At 67.2% G+C, this 17337-nt stretch carries 13 protein-coding genes; 6 read left to right on the top strand and 7 right to left on the bottom strand.

Annotation, left to right across the window (positions count from 1 at the left end; all coding sequences use genetic code 11):
• Positions 1-31 precede the first annotated feature (31 nt).
• The 3 genes from AC06FA_RS07260 (at position 32) to AC06FA_RS07270 (ending at position 4277) form a co-directional block, all read left to right on the top strand.
• Positions 32-1303 carry a mechanosensitive ion channel family protein gene (locus AC06FA_RS07260; RefSeq protein ID WP_478067718.1) on the top strand — a complete coding sequence of 424 codons (1272 nt, stop codon included), beginning with the start codon at positions 32-34 and terminating at the stop codon, positions 1301-1303.
• Positions 1304-1441: 138 nt separating this feature from the next.
• Entirely contained in the window at positions 1442-3616 is a 2175-nt protein-coding gene (locus AC06FA_RS07265) for a glycoside hydrolase family 3 N-terminal domain-containing protein (RefSeq protein WP_478067719.1), read from the top strand.
• A 112-nt stretch (positions 3617-3728) separates the two neighbouring features.
• Positions 3729-4277, top strand: coding sequence for a hypothetical protein (locus tag AC06FA_RS07270; protein ID WP_478067720.1), 549 nt, complete (start codon positions 3729-3731; stop codon positions 4275-4277).
• Between the two features lie 51 nt (positions 4278-4328).
• On the opposite strand, the gene AC06FA_RS07275 is transcribed toward AC06FA_RS07270, so the two are convergent.
• Positions 4329-5495 (bottom strand): PQQ-dependent sugar dehydrogenase, encoded by a 1167-nt coding sequence (locus AC06FA_RS07275; RefSeq protein ID WP_478067721.1) that lies wholly within the window; start codon positions 5493-5495, stop codon positions 4329-4331.
• A 166-nt stretch (positions 5496-5661) separates the two neighbouring features.
• Here AC06FA_RS07275 and yiaA point away from each other — a divergent pair, with 166 nt between their 5' ends.
• Positions 5662-6114, top strand: a complete 453-nt coding sequence (gene yiaA / locus AC06FA_RS07280; RefSeq protein WP_478067722.1) for an inner membrane protein YiaA — start codon at positions 5662-5664, stop codon at positions 6112-6114.
• 67 nt (positions 6115-6181) lie between these two features.
• Here yiaA and AC06FA_RS07285 read toward each other — a convergent pair whose 3' ends face one another.
• The 6 genes from AC06FA_RS07285 to AC06FA_RS07310 form a co-directional block, all read right to left on the bottom strand.
• On the bottom strand, positions 6182-6490 hold the full coding sequence (locus AC06FA_RS07285; RefSeq protein WP_478067723.1) for a hypothetical protein: 309 nt from the start codon (positions 6488-6490) through the stop codon (positions 6182-6184).
• A gap of 75 nt (positions 6491-6565) precedes the next feature.
• The gene (locus tag AC06FA_RS07290; protein WP_478067724.1) at positions 6566-7864 is read right to left on the bottom strand and encodes an APC family permease; all 1299 of its coding nucleotides are present in this window, start codon (positions 7862-7864) and stop codon (positions 6566-6568) included.
• Positions 7861-8640 carry a L,D-transpeptidase family protein gene (locus tag AC06FA_RS07295; protein WP_478067725.1) on the bottom strand — a complete coding sequence of 260 codons (780 nt, stop codon included), beginning with the start codon at positions 8638-8640 and terminating at the stop codon, positions 7861-7863. Before AC06FA_RS07295 ends, AC06FA_RS07290 begins: the two co-directional genes overlap by 4 nt.
• Before the next feature lie 13 nt (positions 8641-8653).
• Entirely contained in the window at positions 8654-9502 is an 849-nt protein-coding gene (locus AC06FA_RS07300) for a MurR/RpiR family transcriptional regulator (RefSeq protein WP_478067726.1), read from the bottom strand.
• Between the two features lie 622 nt (positions 9503-10124).
• Positions 10125-11219 carry a dipeptide epimerase gene (locus tag AC06FA_RS07305; RefSeq protein WP_478067727.1) on the bottom strand — a complete coding sequence of 365 codons (1095 nt, stop codon included), beginning with the start codon at positions 11217-11219 and terminating at the stop codon, positions 10125-10127.
• Complete coding sequence (locus tag AC06FA_RS07310) at positions 11216-12655, bottom strand: C40 family peptidase (protein ID WP_478067728.1); 1440 nt, start codon at positions 12653-12655, stop codon at positions 11216-11218. The genes AC06FA_RS07305 and AC06FA_RS07310 overlap by 4 nt, the downstream gene beginning before the upstream one ends.
• 132 nt (positions 12656-12787) lie before the next feature.
• On the opposite strand from AC06FA_RS07310, the gene AC06FA_RS07315 reads away from it, so the two are divergent.
• Together AC06FA_RS07315 and AC06FA_RS07320 are read left to right on the top strand one after the other, a co-directional pair.
• On the top strand, positions 12788-14263 hold the full coding sequence (locus tag AC06FA_RS07315) for a transglutaminase-like domain-containing protein (protein ID WP_478067729.1): 1476 nt from the start codon (positions 12788-12790) through the stop codon (positions 14261-14263).
• Positions 14264-14305: 42 nt separating this feature from the next.
• The gene (locus tag AC06FA_RS07320; protein ID WP_478067730.1) at positions 14306-17329 is read left to right on the top strand and encodes a TonB-dependent receptor; all 3024 of its coding nucleotides are present in this window, start codon (positions 14306-14308) and stop codon (positions 17327-17329) included.
• The last annotated feature ends 8 nt before the right edge of the window (positions 17330-17337 follow it).

Below are 17337 nucleotides of genomic sequence, written 5' to 3' on the forward strand. Positions count from 1 at the left end.
CCTGCATGACACAGCAACAAGGAGACAACTGATGGTGGACGCGGTGGTGGCGGTACAGTGGCTGGACCAGCTGCAGAACACACTGGAACCCTATCCCGGCGCCTACCTGGCGTTGATGATTTCGGCGCTGCTGATCGCCGCCGGCCTGGCCAACTGGGTGACCAAGCGCATCCTGCTGCGCGGCCTGCGACGGCTGATCAGCCGCCTGCCGGGTGCCGATACCGGCCGAGGCAGCCACCTGATGCGGGTGATTGCGCGCCTGTCCAACGTGGTGCCCAGCCAGGTGATCGCCTCGGGCGTGGCGCTGATTCCCGATCTGCCGCCGCGCCTGGTGAGCGGCGTGGTGGCACTGTGTACCGCCTGGGCGGTGCTGACCCTGGCGCTGGCGGTGTCGCATGCGCTGGACGCGGCCAACGACCTGTACGAGCGCAAGCCCGATGCCCGCAACAAGCCGATCAAGGGCTACCTGCAGGTGGTCAAGATCGTGGTGTTCGTGGCCGCCGGTCTGTCGATCCTGGCCACCCTGCTGGGGGTGAAGCTGGGGCCGCTGGTGACCGGCCTGGGTGCGGCCACCGCGGTGCTGATGCTGATCTTCCAGGACACCATCCTGTCGCTGGTGGCCAGCGTGCAGATCAGTGGCGATGGCCGCGTGCGCATTGGCGACTGGATCGAAATGCCCAGCCAGAACGCTGATGGCGACGTGATCGACATCGCCCTGCATACCATCACCGTGCAGAACTTCGACAAGACCATCACCACCATTCCGACCAAGAAGCTGGTGACCGAGTCGTTCAAGAACTGGCGTGGCATGCAGGAAGCCGGTGGCCGCCGGATCAAGCGCGCGCTGTACCTGGACCAGCACAGCGTGGGCTTCCTGGATGACGGCGACCTGCAGTTCCTGGGTCAGTTCGCCCTGCTGGGCGACTACCTGCAGCAGAAGGAACAGGAGCTGGGGCAGTGGAACGGGCGCCTGCGCGAGCAGGGCATGGCTGACGTGAACAGCCGCCGGGTGACCAACCTGGGCACCTTCCGCGTGTACGTGGAGCGCTATCTGCGCAACCACCCCGGCATCCACCAGGACATGACCCTGCTGGTGCGCCAGCTGCAGCCGACCACCGAAGGCCTGCCGCTGGAGCTGTACTGCTTCACCCGCAGCACGGCCTGGGCCGAGTACGAGGCGGTGCAGTCGGACATTTTCGACCACCTGCTGGCCATCCTGCCGGCCTTCGGGCTGCGGGTGTTCCAGGCCTCCAGCGACGCCATGTTGATGGCCGGGCAGCGCCAGCTGGCCGGCTCGGAGTAAGCTGCACCCTCGCGTCCGCACCCGTATGGAGCGCCCAGACTGTGGGCGGGCGCACGAAACTGAACGTAGAAACCTCTCGCCAAACCGCTCGGGAACGCTAGAATGCCGGGCTTGTAAACGTTTTCATAAGGACAGCTGGTGGCCTCCGATCGCATCGAATCCCTCATTGCCCAGATGACCGTCGAGGAAAAGGTCGGCCAGCTGGGTGTCTTCGCCGACATGGTGCGTCCGTTCGCGCCGGACGTGAACCCGGAAGCCAACGTGCGCAACGCCGACCAGGTGCTGCAGCAGGTGCGCGAGGGCAAGGTCGGCTCGCTGTTCAATGGCGTGGGCGCCGAACTGGGCCGTCGCATCCAGCAGGTGGCGACCGAGGAAAGCCGCCTGGGCATTCCGGTGATCCTGGCTGCCGACGTGATCCACGGCATGCGCACCGTGTTCCCGATCCCGCTGGGCGAAGCGGCCAGCTTCGAACCGGACCTGGCCGAGCGCACCGCCCGTGCCACCGCCATCGAAGCGACCGCAGCCGGCCTGCACTGGACCTACGCACCGGCGGTGGATATCGCCCGCGACCAGCGCTGGGGCCGTGGCGCCGAAGGTGCCGGTGAAGACGTGGTGCTGGGCTGTGCCTTCGCCGCCGCCCGCGTGCGCGGCTTCCAGGGCAGCGACCTGCGCGCCGCCGATTCGCTGCTGGCCACGCCCAAGCATTTTGCCGCCTACGGCGCGGTGATGGCCGGCATGGAATACAACATGGTGGACATCTCGCCGCAGACCCTGCGCGACGTGCACCTGCCGCCGTTCAAGGCCGCCTTCGATGCCGGCGCGATCACCGTGATGTCCTCGTTCAACGACATCAACGGCGTGCCGGCCAGCGCCAACGCCGAACTGCTGACCGACATCCTGCGCGGTGAGTGGAAGTTCCCGGGCGTGGTCATTTCCGATTACACCGCCGACATGGAACTGGTCGCCCACGGCTACGCCGCCGACGACCGCGACGCGACCGCCAAGGCATTCACCGCTGGCCTGGACCTGAGCATGCAGAGCGGCTTCTATGCCGAACACCTGCCGGGCCTGGTGGAGAGCGGTGAAGTGCCGATGGCGGTGCTGGATGAAGGCGTGCGCCGCATCCTGTGGCTGAAGGAAACCATCGGCCTCTTCGATGACCCGTACCGTTCGCTGGACCCGGCGCGCGAAGCCGATACCGCGCACATCGACGCGCATGACGCACTGTCGCGCGATGCCGCGCGTCGTTCCATCGTGCTGCTGAACAACCGCGACAACGTGCTGCCGCTGCAGAAGACCGGGCAGAAGATCGCGCTGATCGGCCCGTTCGTGCAGGACCGCGAGAACATCGAAGGCTGCTGGACCCTGTTCGGCGACAAGCAGCGCTACGTGGATCTGGAAACCGGCGTGCGCGCGGCCATCGGCGATCAAGCGCTGCTGGAAATCGTGCCGGGCTGCGAACTGGAAGCGGCCATCCCGGGCGGCACCGAAGCGGCCGTGGCCGCTGCGCTGCGCGCCGACGTGGTGGTGCTGGCGCTGGGCGAACCGCAGCGTTACAGCGGTGAAGCGCAGTCGCGCGTGGAGATCACCCTGCCGCCGGCACAGCAGGCGCTGGCCGAGGCCGTGGCAATGACCGGCAAGCCGCTGGTGGTGCTGCTGCGCAATGGTCGCGCGCTGGCCCTGCAGGGCGCGGTGCGCAACGCACACGCCGTGGCGGTCACCTGGTACCTGGGCACGCAGACCGGCCATGCCGTGGCCGATGTGCTGTTCGGCGACTACAGCCCGTCCGGCCGCCTGCCGGTCAGCTTCCCGCAGGTGTCCGGCCAGCAGCCGTACTTCTACAACCACCCGCGCACCGGCCGCCCGGAACTGCCGACCATGTCGGAGTTCAAGGCCCGCTGGCGCGAGATTCCGAACGAGCCGCTGTACCCGTTCGGCCACGGCATCGGTTACACCACCTTCGCCTACGGCGTGCCGCAGCTCAGCGCCGCGCAGCTGGGCTGGGATGACACCCTGACCGTGACCACCACGCTGACCAACAGCGGCCGCGTGGCCGGTGAAGAAGTGGTGCAGCTGTACATCCACGATCGCGTGGCCAGCCGCGTGCGCCCGGTGCGTGAACTGAAGGACTTCCGCAAGGTGGCCCTGCAGCCGGGTGAATCGGTCGAGGTGACCTTCACCCTGACCCGTGAGCAGCTGGCGTTCACCGGCCGCGACGGTGTGCTGCGTGCCGAGCCGGGCCAGTTCGACCTGTGGGTGTGTGCTTCGTCGGCTGCCGGTGAAGCGGTGCAGTTCGAGTTGTTGAAGGCCTGATCGCGATGGGTAGCGCCGGGCCCAGGCCCGGCGTTGCCATGCTCACGGTGCGCGAACACGCCGGGCATGGCCCGGCGCTACCATCGGGGTTTCGGTCCGATGGAGTTCGCGCATGCGCACGATCGCTTTCCTGATGCCGGCCCTGTTGCTGGCGGCCTGTTCGCAGCCGCCCGCGCCGGCCGAACCCGCAGCGGATGCGCCGCCGCCGATGACCGGCGCCACGCCTGCAGAAGCAGCGGCAAGTACCACGCCCGATGCGGCCGCCGCGCCACAGGCTGCCGCAGAGCAGGCGGGCGCCGACGCGAGCGATGCGCGCGCGCGCATCGACAGCGTGCTGGGCGATGCGGCGCAGTACGAGAAGGTCTTCAACGCGTTCAAGACCGCCGTGGTCGGCGGTGATCGTGCGGCGGTGGTGGAAGAAGTGCATTTCCCGCTGAACATTGCCGGCGGCAGGAAGATCGCCGGTCCCGGTGAATTCCAGCGCAACTACGAAACCATCATCACCCCGGCGGTGGTCAAGGCGGTGTCCGAACAGGACTTCGGCAAGGTCTTCGTGAACCAGCAGGGCGTGATGATCGGCGATGGCCAGGTCTGGTTGAACGGCCAATGCGTGGACGCGGCCTGCACGCGCACCGACGTGAAGGTCATCACCATCCAGTAAACGGCAACGGCCCCGCATGCGGGGCCGTTCCAGCTGCGCCTGGCCGGGTGATCAGGCCTTCGGCGTGAGCTTCAGCAGGCGCGCCTTGCTGCCATCTTCCAGCAGCCACAGTGCGCCATCGGGGCCCTGTTCCACTTCGCGGATGCGCTCACCCATGTTGAAGCGTTCGGCCTCGCGGGCGCTGTCGCCGTCGAAGGCCACGCGCACCAGCGAGGTGGACGACAGACCGCCGATGAAGGCGCTGCCCTTCCACTGCGGGAACAGCGCGCCGTTGTAGAAGATCAGCCCCGCCGGCGAGATCACCGGGTTCCAGGTGACCTTCGGTGCGGCGAATTCCGGGCGCGTATCGTGGTCGGGAATCGGGCGGCCATCGTAGTGGTCGCCATTGGACACGATGGGATAGCCGTAGTTGGAGCCACGCTGGATCAGGTTCAGTTCGTCGCCGCCGGCCGGGCCCATTTCCTGCGCCCACAGCTTGCCGTTGCCATCGAAGGCGATGCCCAGGATGTTGCGGTGGCCCAGCGACCATACCTGCGCCGCCACGCCGCCCTGCGATGCGAACGGGTTGTCGGCGGGTAGCGAGCCATCGTCATTCAGGCGCACGATCTTGCCCAGGTTGCTGCCCATGTCCTGCGCCGGATCGAACTTCTGCCGCTCGCTGGACCCGATCCACAGCTTGCCATCGGGGCCGAATGCCAGGCGGTGGCCGTAATGGCCCTGGCCGCTGACCTTCGGCGTCTGCCGCCAGATCACCTGCAGGTCCTTCAGCTCGCCGCCGCCCTGTGCGTCCAGCGCCAGGGTGGCACGGGCCACTGCTGCACCGCGGGTGTCGAGCGTGCCTTCTTCGGCATAACTGACGTAAATGACATTGTTGCGGGCAAAGTCAGGATGCAGGATCACGTCGCCGAACCCGCCCTGGCCGCCGTAGGCCACCTTCGGCACGCCGCGGATCTCGTGCTTGGCGCCGCTGGCGATATCGAAGTGCTGCAGCTTGCCGCGCTTTTCGGTCACCAGCAGGCTGCCGTCGGGCAGGAAGGTCATGGCCCAGGGCTGGTCGAAGCGGCTGACTTCGGTGGCGGTGAACGGGCGCTCGCCAGCGCTGGCCGGTGCTGCGGCCGTTGCCGCGGTGGCCGCCGTATCCGGGCCGGCGGCGCTGCAGGCGGTGGTGGCGAGGATCGGCAACAGGCCGAGGGCGAGCAGCAGGGGCGTGCGGGTCATGGGTATCTCCAAGGGGGATGCGGATGGCCAGGCCCTGTCTTGTATACCACCGCGGGGGTGATGGTCGTGGCCCGAAGGTCCTGCTGCCCCCTGTGCGGCTGGCGGCCGATCGTCTAGGGTGGGCGTGCCCGGGCAATGCATGCCCGCTTGTCTGCAAGGATCTGCAATGCACACCACCGTGAACACCCGACCGTCCCCCGCCTTCATCGCCGCCTCGTGGGTGGCCCTGCTGCTGGGGGCGGTGGCCTATCTGATCGGCCTGTTCAACGCGCCGATGGCGCTGAACGAGAAGGGCTACTACCTGACCCTGCTGCTGTTTGGCCTGTTTGCGGCGGTTTCGCTGCAGAAGAGTGTGCGCGACCGGGTGGAAGGGATCCCGGTGAGCGGCCTGTATTACGCGCTGTGCTGGTTTGCGTTGCTGTCGGCACTGCTGCTGTTGCTGGTGGGCTTGTGGAACGCCACCCTGGCGCTGAGCGAGAAGGGCTTCTACGGCATGGCCTTCGCGCTGTCGCTGTTTGGCGCGGTGGCGGTGCAGAAGAACACCCGCGATCTGATCGCTGGCGGTGCCGCCGAGGCAACGCGCGGTACGGTCATTCCGCCGCTGCCGGAACAGGAGTGAGGCAACCATGGCCGAGCCGGGCATTGCTCGGCTCGGTTCGTGGGATGCAGCCACGCATGACGTGGCGCTACTTGATGCTGGGCGATTCTTCCCAGCCACGGCGCACCGCGTCGCGCGCCTGTGCCCATTCCAGCCGGCTCTTGCCGCGTTCCTGCGCCCAGCGGCCTTCCAGTTCGCGCTCCACCTGTTCGTAGGCGCGGATGATGTCCTGCGCACGGGCCGAATGGCCGAGCTGATACGCCGGTTCATAGTCGTCGAAGTACAGGCTTTCGTCGTAATACGGTTCGGCCGTGTAACGGTCGCGCCAGTAGTCGGAAACGGCCTGGCGCGGGGTGCTGTCATCCGGCACGCGGCCGGGAATCTGGTAGTCGGGCATCGGTCAGGCTCCGTGTGGGGTTGAGCCTGATCGTGCCCGGGCAGCGGTTAACAGCCCGGGCCGGTTGCGTGAAGGTCAGGTCGCGTCGGGTTTGCGCGGCAGCTTGTAGATCACCGCGCCGATGGCGAAGGCGATCAGCGCCGCGGCGATGTTCTGCCAGCTGGCGCTGATGAACAGCGCCACGCACAGCAGCAGCGCCAGCACCGGAATCAGCGGGCCACCGGGCAGCTTCAAGGCGCCGGGCCGGTCGGCAAAGCGCTTGGCCAGCACCAGCACCGCCGCCGCGGTGCCGATGTAGGCGAACAGGCGCGTGGTCATCGACAGCAGGGCCAGCTGCACGAACGAACCCGACAGTGCCAGGCCCAGCGCGATCACGCCCTGGCACAGGATGGCGGCCGCCGGGGTGCGGAAGCGCGGATGCACCTGCGCCAGCACCTTCGGCCCGTAGCCATCGCGGGCCAGGGCGAACAGGAAGCGCGGGCCCATCATCATGGTGTTGCTGTTGGTGCCGAGGATGGAAATGGTGGCGCCCACGGTGAGGATCAGGGCCAGCGCCTCGCCACCGAATCCGGCGGCCGCATCAGCCAGCGGCGTGGCCGAGCTGGCCAGGCCAGCCAGGGTGCCCTGCGCGACCAGCTGCACCGCGCCGTAGATCACGGTGACGGTGACGATCATGGTGATCAGCGCGAAGGGGATATCGCGGCGCGGATTGCGGTATTCACCGGCGGCGGCCGGAATGTTCTCGAACCCGGCGTAGGCGTACAGCAGCAGCAGGGCCGCTTCGCCCATGCGCTGCAGATCGTGCGGATCGGGGCGCTGGCCGGAGAACGCCAGCTGCGGATCGATGTAGAACGCGCCGATCGCAACGAACAGCAGCAGCGGCAGCATCTTGCCGATCACCAGCACGATGCCGGTGCGCGCGGCCGAGCGCACGCCGATGATGTTCACCCCGGTCAGGAAGCCCAGCGACAGCACGATGACCGCAAGGCGACCGACACCGGCGCCGGCCCAGGGCCAGAAGCGCGCCACCGCATCGGCCAGCGCATTGCTGAGTGCCGCGGCCGAACTGATGCGGGTCAGCCAGATCATCCAGCCGATCTCGAAACCGGCGAAACGGCCGAAGGCTTCGCGCGCGTACAGGTAGCTGCCACCGGGTTCATCGAAGTAGCTGGCGGCCTGCGCGTAGCACAGCACCAGCAGGGCCACCACGATGCCGGCGGCGACCACGCCCCACAGGCTGAAGGGGCCGAGCAGGGCGACCGTGGCCGCCGGCAGCAGGTAGATGCCGCTGCCGATCACATCGTTGATCGACAGCCCGACGATCTGCCAGCGGCTGACCGCGCGCTGCAGCTGCGGTTCGTCCTGTGCGCTCAACGCAGTGCCCCCGTCAGTGCGGGCAGTTGCCAGCGGTCCTGGTAGTGCAGGTACTGCGCGCGCGGCAGCAGCACGAAGCGCGGTTGCGCTTCATCTTTCAGCCAGGCCAGCAGGCGGCGCATGTGGTCAGCGGTCATGGCGGTGCAGCCGGCGGTGGCTTCGGCGGGTTGGCGCCACAGATGGGCAAAGATGCAGCTGCCACGGCCGGGTTCGTTGCCGGCGTTGTGGGCAATGATGAAGCCCTCTCGATAGCGCACATCGCCCTGGTTGTGCAGGTCCAGCCGCATCGGCTCGGTGGAATCCTTCACCGCCTCGGCACCCACCTCGCGCGCATCCACCAGCTGGTTGTAGTGCGGCGATGCCGGTACATCCATGCAGTAGCTGCTCTGCTGCATCGGCAGATAGGTCAGCCCGGTGCTGGCCTTGGCCGCATAGCCGAACGCACTGCCGATGGCGAAGATGCCGGCGGGGCTGCGGCCGTCGCCTTCCTGCTTCTGCGGGCCATCCATCGGCGCGCCGGCCAGGCCCAGGCCCCAGGCGCTGCCCTTGCGCCCGATCGCCACGTCGAATGCCGGCCCTTGCGGCTGCCAACCCTTGGCACCGCGCGTGTAGGCCTGCAGCTTGCCCTGCGTGGCATCCCAGTCGTCGGTGACCACCACCACCAGCTGGTTGCTGTGCAGCAGGGGCGGCGGCAGCGGGCTGAGGGCGGCGGCGGGCAACTGCGGCAGCAGGATCAACAGACCCACGCTGACAGCACGACGGAACAAGCGGTTCATGCAGGCACTCCGGTCAGGAATCCAACAGGTGGTCGATCCGCTCCAGGTTCACCGCCAGCTGGCGCTGGCGATCCGGATTGGCATGGCACAGCAGCACGAACAGGAAATCCAGCAGCGCGTGCATGGCACTACGGTACAGCAGCTGCGCGACCTGCGGTGCGCGGTCGTGCGCGCATACCACCAGCGATGCGGCGGCATGCGCGCGCAGCGGATTGGCGGTGTGGCGGGTGATCGATACCACCTTGCCCCCCATGTCCTGGAACTGCCGCGACAGGTGCGAAAGCTGCGGCAGGTGGCCGAACTCGGAAAACACCAGCAGTACATCGCCGGGCCGCGCCGCGGACAGGTTGGCCAGCAGCAGCACCGGGTCGGTGTGGGGCACCACCAGCAGGCCCAGCAGCGAAAGGCGCATGGCGAACTCGCGCGCGTACAGGCCGTCGTCGCCCAGCCCGTAGACGAACAGCTTGGGCGCGCCATCGAGCATCTGCACGATGCGTTCGATTTCCTGGCGTGGGTTGGCGGCGCGGGTTTCTTCCTCGGCCTGTGCCTTGCTGCGCTGCAGGGCGTCGTCCAGCCGCTGGTAGTCGTCGCCGCCTTCGGGTTCATGCGGGGTCTGCGGCGCGGTGCTGCCGGCGCGGGCCACGTCCTGGCCGATCGAATACTTCAGGTCCGGGTAGCCCTTGAAGCCCAGCTTCTGGCTGAACTTCACCACGCTGGACTGGCTGATGCCCAGCGCGCTGGCCAGCTGCTGCGAGGAGTAGTCGCGCAGCAGGTGGGCGTTGTCCAGGATGAAATCGGCGATGCGGCGTTCGATGGCCGACATCTGCCCACGCTCGGCGCGGATTTTCAGCAGGGGCGGCATGGGGGGCGTCCGGGTGTCGTGCGTTGGAGCATAGGGGAACGCGTTGCGGTTGGCAGCGTAGAGCGGGTCATGGGGTGGGTCGGGCGGGTGGGGTTTGCGGGGGACGCCGCAAGTACGTCCGTGTAGGCTTGGCCGCGCTTGCTCGTTTGCGCTGTCCTGCGCAAACGGCAAGACCGGGGTTGGGCGTCCTGCCCAACCCGCCCGAGGCATGCCTCGGGCCCATGGCGCGGACACCCCTGCAAGCCCCACCCGCCCGACCCCGGACAGATCGCGCGCGCGCCAGCCGCGAAGGGGGTACGGGGTGGGGCAAAAGCAAGTGCATCCACGCGTGGCGTGGATCTACTGGCGGCTGTTGCCTTGGATTTTGAATCCGCCTTGTAGCGAGCCGAGCACCGCAGGTCCGGCGAGGGCGAAGAGGCGCGGGTGTCTGAGCGCAGCGAGTTCCGCGCCGTCCCTCGGCGGACCGAGGAGCGCAGGGCACCGGCGTGCGTAGCACGTCGGCTCGCGGATGGCGGAGCGTTTCTTTTGGTTACTTTTCTTTGCGCGCAAAGAAAAGTAACGCGCGACCAACGATCGGTCGCCCATATCGATGGCAGCATCGAGCCAGGCTCGACCGATCGGATCAACCCAGCATCTCCAGCCCGCGCACTTCGGTGATGCCCAGCCCGGGTACATCGGCAATGCTGATTTCCGATTCGTTGAAGTGCACGCCGCCGCTGACCGGGTCGAACTGGCCCAGCGAAGGGCCGTCCAGGTCCACCTTGGTGATCACATCGCTCTTGGCCACGGCCAGGTGCACGGCGGCGGCCACGCTGATGCTCGATTCGATCATGCAGCCGATCATGCACGGCACGCCGTAGATGCCGGCAATGTCGGCAATGCGGATCGCGTTGGACAGGCCGCCGGTCTTCATCAGCTTGATGTTGATGATGTCCGCCGCGCGCTGCTGGATCAGGTCCATCACCTGGCTCGGGCTGAACACGCTTTCGTCGGCCATCACCGGGGTGTTCACCCGGTCGGTCACGTACTTCAGGCCGTTGATGTCGGCGGCCTTCACTGGCTGCTCCAGCAGTTCCAGCACCACCCCGGCGTCTTCCAGCGTGCGCATGGCATGCACTGCCTGCTTGGCGGTCCAGCCCTGGTTGGCATCCAGGCGCAGCAGGGCGCGGCCCTGCACGGCGGTGTGGATCGCCTTCACTCGTTCGATGTCCAGGCCGATGTCCTTGCCGACCTTGATCTTCAGCGATTCGAAACCGCGATCGATGGCCGACAGCGAATCGGCCACCATCTTGTCGATGTAATCCACGCTGATGGTGATGTCGGTGGTGATGACCGGATCGCCGCCGCCCAGCATCTGGTACAGCGGCGCGCCGTGCAGCTGCGCCCACAGGTCGTATAGCGCGATTTCCACCGCGGCCTTGGCGCTGGTGTTGCGCTCCATGGCGGTCTGCACCAGGCCGCACAGGCGGTTGAGGTTGACCACTTCCTGGCCGATCAGGCGCGGGGCGATGAAGTGGCGGATCGCTTCGATGATCGAGCCGTGGGTATCGCCGGTGATCACCGCCGTGGCCGGCGCTTCACCATAGCCGGTGTGGCCGCTGTCGGTGCGCACCAGCACCACCACGTCCTCCACGGTTTCCACCGTGCGCAGGGCGGTCTTGAACGGTGTTTTCAGCGGCACGCGCAGCATGCCCAGTTCGATGGCGGTGATCTTCATTCGGGATTCTTGGCGCGCAGGCGTTGGATGTTGGTGATGCGGTCGATGTAGCGGACGGTGTCGCTGGCCATCATCGGCTCCAGCGGAGTGACCGACACACCGTTCAGATGGGCCTGCACGCGCTGGCCGTCGGCGCCGAACCAGCTGCCGCCCGCGGTATCGTGGATGACCCAGGTGCGGCCGTCGACATGGCCGATGGCCATCATCACGTGGCCGGGAATGTAGACCAGGTCGCCCACCTGCAGGTTGGCCACGGCGCGGTCGCGCACCGCCTTGCTGTCCTTGTCGGTGAACGGCAGGCGGTCCAGCGCCGGGCTGACCGCCTGCGCGCTGGTATTGCGCGGCAGCAGCACGCCGAAGCTGCGGTAGATCTCGGAGACGAAGCCGCTGCAGTCGCGGGTGTCGTAGTCATGGCCCCAACCGTAGCGTTCGCCCAGGAACTTGAAGGCCTGCTGCAGCAGCAGGCGTGGGGTCAGCGGCAGGTAGTCGGCGGCGGTGTCCTGCGAGCGCGGCAGCAGGGCCGGCACCAGCTTCAAGCGGCCGTCGGCCTCGCGCACCGGCACCTGCACCACCCACGCGGCGTGCGCCTGCTGGCCGTTCACCGCGGTGGCGGCCGGCCAGTCGGCCAGCACCGGCAGGCGCACGCCCATGTCCAGCTGCAGGCGCGAAACGCGCGGTTCTTCGGGGGTGTAGGCGGTATGGGCGACCGCGCCGGTCACGATGCGGTACGGGCCCTGCGTGGCGTAGCCGAGCACGCTGGCCTTGTCGCCGGTCGCTACGGCTTCGGCTTCGATCCAGGCGCTGTAGCGTTCGCTGTGCACGAACAGCCAGCGGCCATCGGCACTGCGGTGGACGACGGCGACCTTGTCACCCGGGAACAGCGCCGATTCCTGGAAGCGATCGATATCGGTATCACCGCGGCTGCTGAAAACGCGTTGGCGGGAGGGGAAGGTGCGCAGCGCGGCGCGCTTCACCACCAGGCCATAGGCCGGGGTGACCTGCGCCGGCACGCCCTGCAGGCCCAGGTTGGCTTCGATCGCGCTGCGCTGTGCCGCGGCGATGTCCTGGCCGGCGTCGTTGTACAACGCACGCGTCGGCCACTGCGACAAGGCGGTGATGCTGGCGCGCACCTGCTGCGCCGGAAGCTGCGCGGGCAGCGCGGCGATCTGCTGGATGTGGGCGTCCTGCGCACGCATGCGCGCGTTCTGTGCCTGGATCTGCGCGCGGTCCAGGATCGGCGTATCGGCGTTGTCCAGCCGCGCGGCCCAGTAGTCCGGGGTCAGGTAGGCCTCGTGCAGGCCGATCACATACGGCAGCGCTGCGCCGGGATCAGGCGCCGGGGCGGCCTGCGTGAGCAACGGTGTGGCCAGCAGGCACAGGGCCAGGGACCACCGGCGCCACGTGCCACGGCGCGGTTTGCGGGAAGCCAGGATCATGCGCTGCACACCCTCCTCGAATGCCTTTCGGAATATTTATTCCTTTCGGCGGCGAAAGCAAGAATAAATTATTGACCACCCCTGCCGCCCGTGTTACACAGCCGTTACCACCCGCGCTGGGGAAGTGTCGCTGTGGATTCCGTCGTTCGCAAACCGCGTCTGCCTGTTGCCGCCGGCCTGGGTGCCGCGCTGCTGCTGTGGGCGTGCGCGGCTGCGGCGGCACCGTCGTCTGGCGCCCGCCTGCTGCAGGCGATCGATGCCGTCGACGCCGGCCACTTCGCCCAGGCACACGCGTTGATCGCGCAGCAGCCGGGAGATGCGGCGCTGCGGTTCCAGGCAGAGCGCATGCGCCGCATCCGTCTGGATTTCAGCCTGGACCGCGCCGCCGCACAGGCCGCTGTGCGGCGTTGGATTCCCGACCTGTGCGACGAAGAATTCGCGCGCTGGGACCAGCTCGGCCTGATCGAACACCTGGATATCGATGGCACCCGCAGGTACTTCAAGCGTGCGCCGTCGAACCTGTTCCTGCTCAGCGACGAGGCCCGTGCGCGGCGCCGCGCCGACGCACCGATGCCAGCGCCTGGCCCCAATGAAGTGTTGAACGCGCACCACGCGCAGGTGCTGGCCGCTGCCGCGCGCAGCGGCAACGCTTCGGTGCTGCCGCAGCGCGTTGCATTCACCCAATCGCTGACAGTGAAGGCCGATGCGGTGCCGGCCGGCGAAACCGTGCGCGCCTGGATTCCGTACCCGCGCGAGATTGCCGGCCAGCAGGAGCAGGTGCAGTGGCTGGGCAGCACACCGGGCAACGCGCAGGTCGCGCCACCCAGCACCCTGCAGCGCACGGCCTACCTGGAAGCCAAGGCGGTGGCCGGGCAGCCCACCCGCTTCGAGATCCGCTATGCGCTGACGATCTTCGCACGGCATACCGCCATCGATCCGGCGCGCGTGCAGCCCACGCCTGCCGACCCCGCATTGCAGCCCTACCTGGCCGAGCAGTTGCCGCATGTGCAGTTCACCCCGGCGCTGAAGCTGTTCTCCGACCAGGTGCTGCAGGGTGAAACGCGGCCGCATGAAGTCGTGCGCCGATTGTTCGCCGCAGTGGATCGCATTCCCTGGGCCGGTGCGCGGGAGTACTCCACGCTCAGTAACATCAGTGATTACGCGCTGCGCGCAGGGCACGCCGATTGTGGCCAGCAGACGCTGCTGCTGATCGCGCTGCTGCGCATGAACGGCATTCCCGCGCGCTGGCAGTCGGGCATGGTGTTTTCAGACGATGGCAGTGGCTACAACAACCTGCACGATTGGGGACAGGTCTATCTGGCGCCGTACGGTTGGCTGCCGATGGATGTGACCACCGGCGCGCTGGCCAGCGATGTGCCCGCGCTGCGCGACTTCTACCTGGGTGGCCTGGATGGCTACCGCATCGCCTTCAACGATGATTTCGGCCAGCCCTTGGTGCCGGCCAAACAGCATTACCGCTCGGAAACGGTCGACTCGCAGCGCGGCGAGGCCGAGTGGGCAGGCGGCAATTTGTACTTCGACCAGTGGAGCTACGACCTCCAATGGCAGGTACTGCCCGCCAGGCAACCCCAGCGCGACATCCGCTAGATCCATTCCACACCATTCAATTCTTGCAGGAGAGAGCAGGGGATGAAGGCTTACAGCATCAAGCGGGCGGCGTTGAGCGTCGCCCTGGGCGCGTGTCTGGGCGTGATCGCGCCCGGTATTGCATTTGCACAGAACGTGACCGGTGCGGTGGCCGGCCGGGCTACGGCCGGTGACCAGGTCACCGTGGTCAGCAGCAGCACCGGCCTGACCCGCACGGTGACCGTGGGCGCCGACGGCAGCTACCGCCTGGGCCAGCTGCCAGTGGGCGACTACCAGCTGCAGTTGAGCCGCGATGGGCAAAGCCTGGGCGAGCAGGTGGCAGTGAGCGTGGGCGTAGGGGGGACCACCACGGTGAACCTGGCCAGCGCCGGTGGCGTGACCAATCTGGATGCGCTGCAGGTGCGCGGCGCGCGCGTGGTCAACCGCGTGGATGTGTATTCCACCGAAACTTCGTTCAACATCAACCGCCAGGAAATCTCGCGCCTGCCGGTGGCGCAGGATCTTTCCGCGGTGGCGCTGATGGCGCCGGGCGTGGTGGGCGGCAATTCCTCGTTCGGTGGCCTGTCCTTCGCCGGTTCGTCGGTGGCCGAGAACGCGGTGTTCATCAACGGCCTGAACGTGACCGACATGTACACCCGGCGCGGCTTCAGCACGGCGCCGTTCGCGTTCTTCAACGAGTTCCAGGTCAAGACCGGCGGCTACTCGGTGGAGTTCGGCCGTTCCACCGGTGGTGTCATCAACGCCGTCACCCGTTCGGGCAGCAATGAATTCAAGGGCGGCGTGGAAGTGACCGCCGAACCCAGCGCCTGGCGATCCAGCGCGGGCGATCATTTCCACCGCGATGGCAGCGCCCATTCCTATGGCAGCCGTGACAACAACTCGTTCCTGAAGACCAATGTCTGGGGTTCCGGGCCGATCATCAAGGACAAGCTGTTCCTGTTTGCCATGTACGAAGACCGCAGCGACAAGGGCCACAACACCTCGTCCGACGGCAGCACCTGGTTCAAGAACGATTCCGGCAATGGGTTCTGGGGCGCCAAGCTGGACTGGAACATCAACGACGACCACAGCCTGGCCCTGCTGGCGTTCTCCGACGAAGGCGATGTGACCAACGCGTCCTATGGCTACGACTGGGACGAGGATGAGATCGGCGCCTGGGGCGGCGATTCGGTGACCGAAACCGGCGGCAAGAACTGGTCGGCCACCTATACCGGTCACTTCGGCCAGAACTTCACCGCCCGCGCCATGGTGGGCCAGAACAACCAGCGTGCGTTCACCAACTCGTCGCTGGACCAGGCCTGCAGCCCGGTGTTCACCGACAGCACCTACGGCACCCGCCTGTACAAGCTGCAGGGCCTGCGCGCGGGCTGCCATCCCACCGGTACCGCAGTGGCCGAGCGTGATGACACCCGCGACGTGGCGCGGCTGGATTTCGAATCGCAGCTGGGCGACCACCTGCTGCGCTTCGGCGTGGACCGCGAACTGATGACCACCGATCAGTCCACCCGCTACCCCGGCCCCACCGCGCTGAGCTACACCGCCTACGTGGCGCGCCCCGGCGATGAAGTGTGGGACGGCGCCAACGCCTACGTGCCGGCCGGCGTGACCGAGATGCTGCGCGCACGCAACCGGCAGTCCGGTGGCAAGTTTGAAACCGAAGCGAACGCCTTCTACCTGGAAGACATCTGGAACGTCACTCCGAACCTGATGCTGAACCTGGGCGTGCGCTGGGACCGCTTCGAAAACCGCACCGCGCAGGGCAACGCCTTCATCAAGATGGACGACCTGGTGGCGCCGCGCGTGGGCTTCTCGTGGGACATGCGCGGTGATGGCAGCACCAAGCTGTTCGGCAACGCCGGCCGCTACTACCTGCCGGTCACCAACAACATCAACGTCAACTTCGCTGGTGGCCTGACCGACGAGTACAGCTACTACGTGCTGGAAGGCTGGCAGCAACAGACCTCACCCACCGGCTCGGCGTACATGGCGCCGATCATCGGCCAGCAGATCGGCCCGACCGATACGCGCATGAACACCGGTGGCGCCGACCTGCGGCAGAGCGTGGACAAGGACCTGAAGGCGGTCTACCAGGACGAATACATCCTGGGCTTCCAGAGCATGATCAACCAGGCCTGGTCGTGGGGCGTGAATGCCACCTACCGGCGCATGACCCGCGCGCTGGATGACATCCGCATCAACTACACGCCGTGTGGTCCGACCCCCAGCACCCTGTGGCCGATCGCCAACCCCGGCGAATCGTTGACGATCTGGGGCGACTCCAGCATTGGCTGCGCGCAGGAAGGCTGGATCACCATCGATACCGCCAACAGCGGCTATCGCAAGGGCGGCAGCGGCGAAGTGATCGGCTATTCCAAGCCCAAGCGCACCTACAAGGGGCTGGAGTTCCAGATCGACCGCGCCTGGGACGAGAAGTGGCTGTTCAATGCCTCGTACCTGTGGTCCAAGAGCGAAGGCAACTTCGAAGGCCCGGTGAACTCGGACACCAACTACGGCGACACCGGCATGGTGCAGTTCTGGGACCACCCGGCCACCAATGAACGCTATGGCGTGCTGTTCAATGATTTCCGCCACCAGTTCAAGCTGCGCGCGGCGTATGCGCTGAACAAGCAGTGGTCGTTCGGCACCACGCTGCAGGTGCAGTCCGGCGGCCCGATCACCGCCTATGGCGTGATGTGGCCCAACGACAGCATCGCCGGTGGCAGCACCTCCAGCGAGGGCAGTGGCGGCGGTACCGGCTGGCTGTGCGTGGCCAACTGTTCGGGCCCGTATGACCAGCGCCAGTTCGAGTACAGCCCGCGCGGTGCGTTCGGTCGCCTGCCGTGGACCTGGACCCTGGGTGCCAACGTGACCTGGCGCTTGCCGGTGGAGGGCATCGACCTGAGCGCGCGGCTGTCGGTGTACAACCTGTTCAACAACCAGGAAACCATCAACGTGCACCAGCGCTACGAAGCACAGCCGGGCGTATACCGCGAAGCCACCTTCGGCACGGGCACGCGCTGGCAGGCCCCGCGCTACACCCAGCTGGTGGTGACGTGGAACTTCTGAGCCGTGCC

The organism is Stenotrophomonas sp. Steno-C17 (assembly GCF_056393165.1).

Coding starts and splice junctions, on each gene's coding strand:
- AC06FA_RS07310 (WP_478067728.1), bottom strand. CDS start 12,655: ATGATCCTGGCTTCCCGCAAACCGCGCCGTGGCACGTGGCGCCGGTGG.
- AC06FA_RS07320 (WP_478067730.1), top strand. CDS start 14,306: ATGAAGGCTTACAGCATCAAGCGGGCGGCGTTGAGCGTCGCCCTGGGC.
- yiaA (WP_478067722.1), top strand. CDS start 5,662: ATGCACACCACCGTGAACACCCGACCGTCCCCCGCCTTCATCGCCGCC.
- AC06FA_RS07270 (WP_478067720.1), top strand. CDS start 3,729: ATGCGCACGATCGCTTTCCTGATGCCGGCCCTGTTGCTGGCGGCCTGT.
- AC06FA_RS07300 (WP_478067726.1), bottom strand. CDS start 9,502: ATGCCGCCCCTGCTGAAAATCCGCGCCGAGCGTGGGCAGATGTCGGCC.
- AC06FA_RS07305 (WP_478067727.1), bottom strand. CDS start 11,219: ATGAAGATCACCGCCATCGAACTGGGCATGCTGCGCGTGCCGCTGAAA.
- AC06FA_RS07285 (WP_478067723.1), bottom strand. CDS start 6,490: ATGCCCGACTACCAGATTCCCGGCCGCGTGCCGGATGACAGCACCCCG.
- AC06FA_RS07295 (WP_478067725.1), bottom strand. CDS start 8,640: ATGAACCGCTTGTTCCGTCGTGCTGTCAGCGTGGGTCTGTTGATCCTG.
- AC06FA_RS07260 (WP_478067718.1), top strand. CDS start 32: ATGGTGGACGCGGTGGTGGCGGTACAGTGGCTGGACCAGCTGCAGAAC.
- AC06FA_RS07275 (WP_478067721.1), bottom strand. CDS start 5,495: ATGACCCGCACGCCCCTGCTGCTCGCCCTCGGCCTGTTGCCGATCCTC.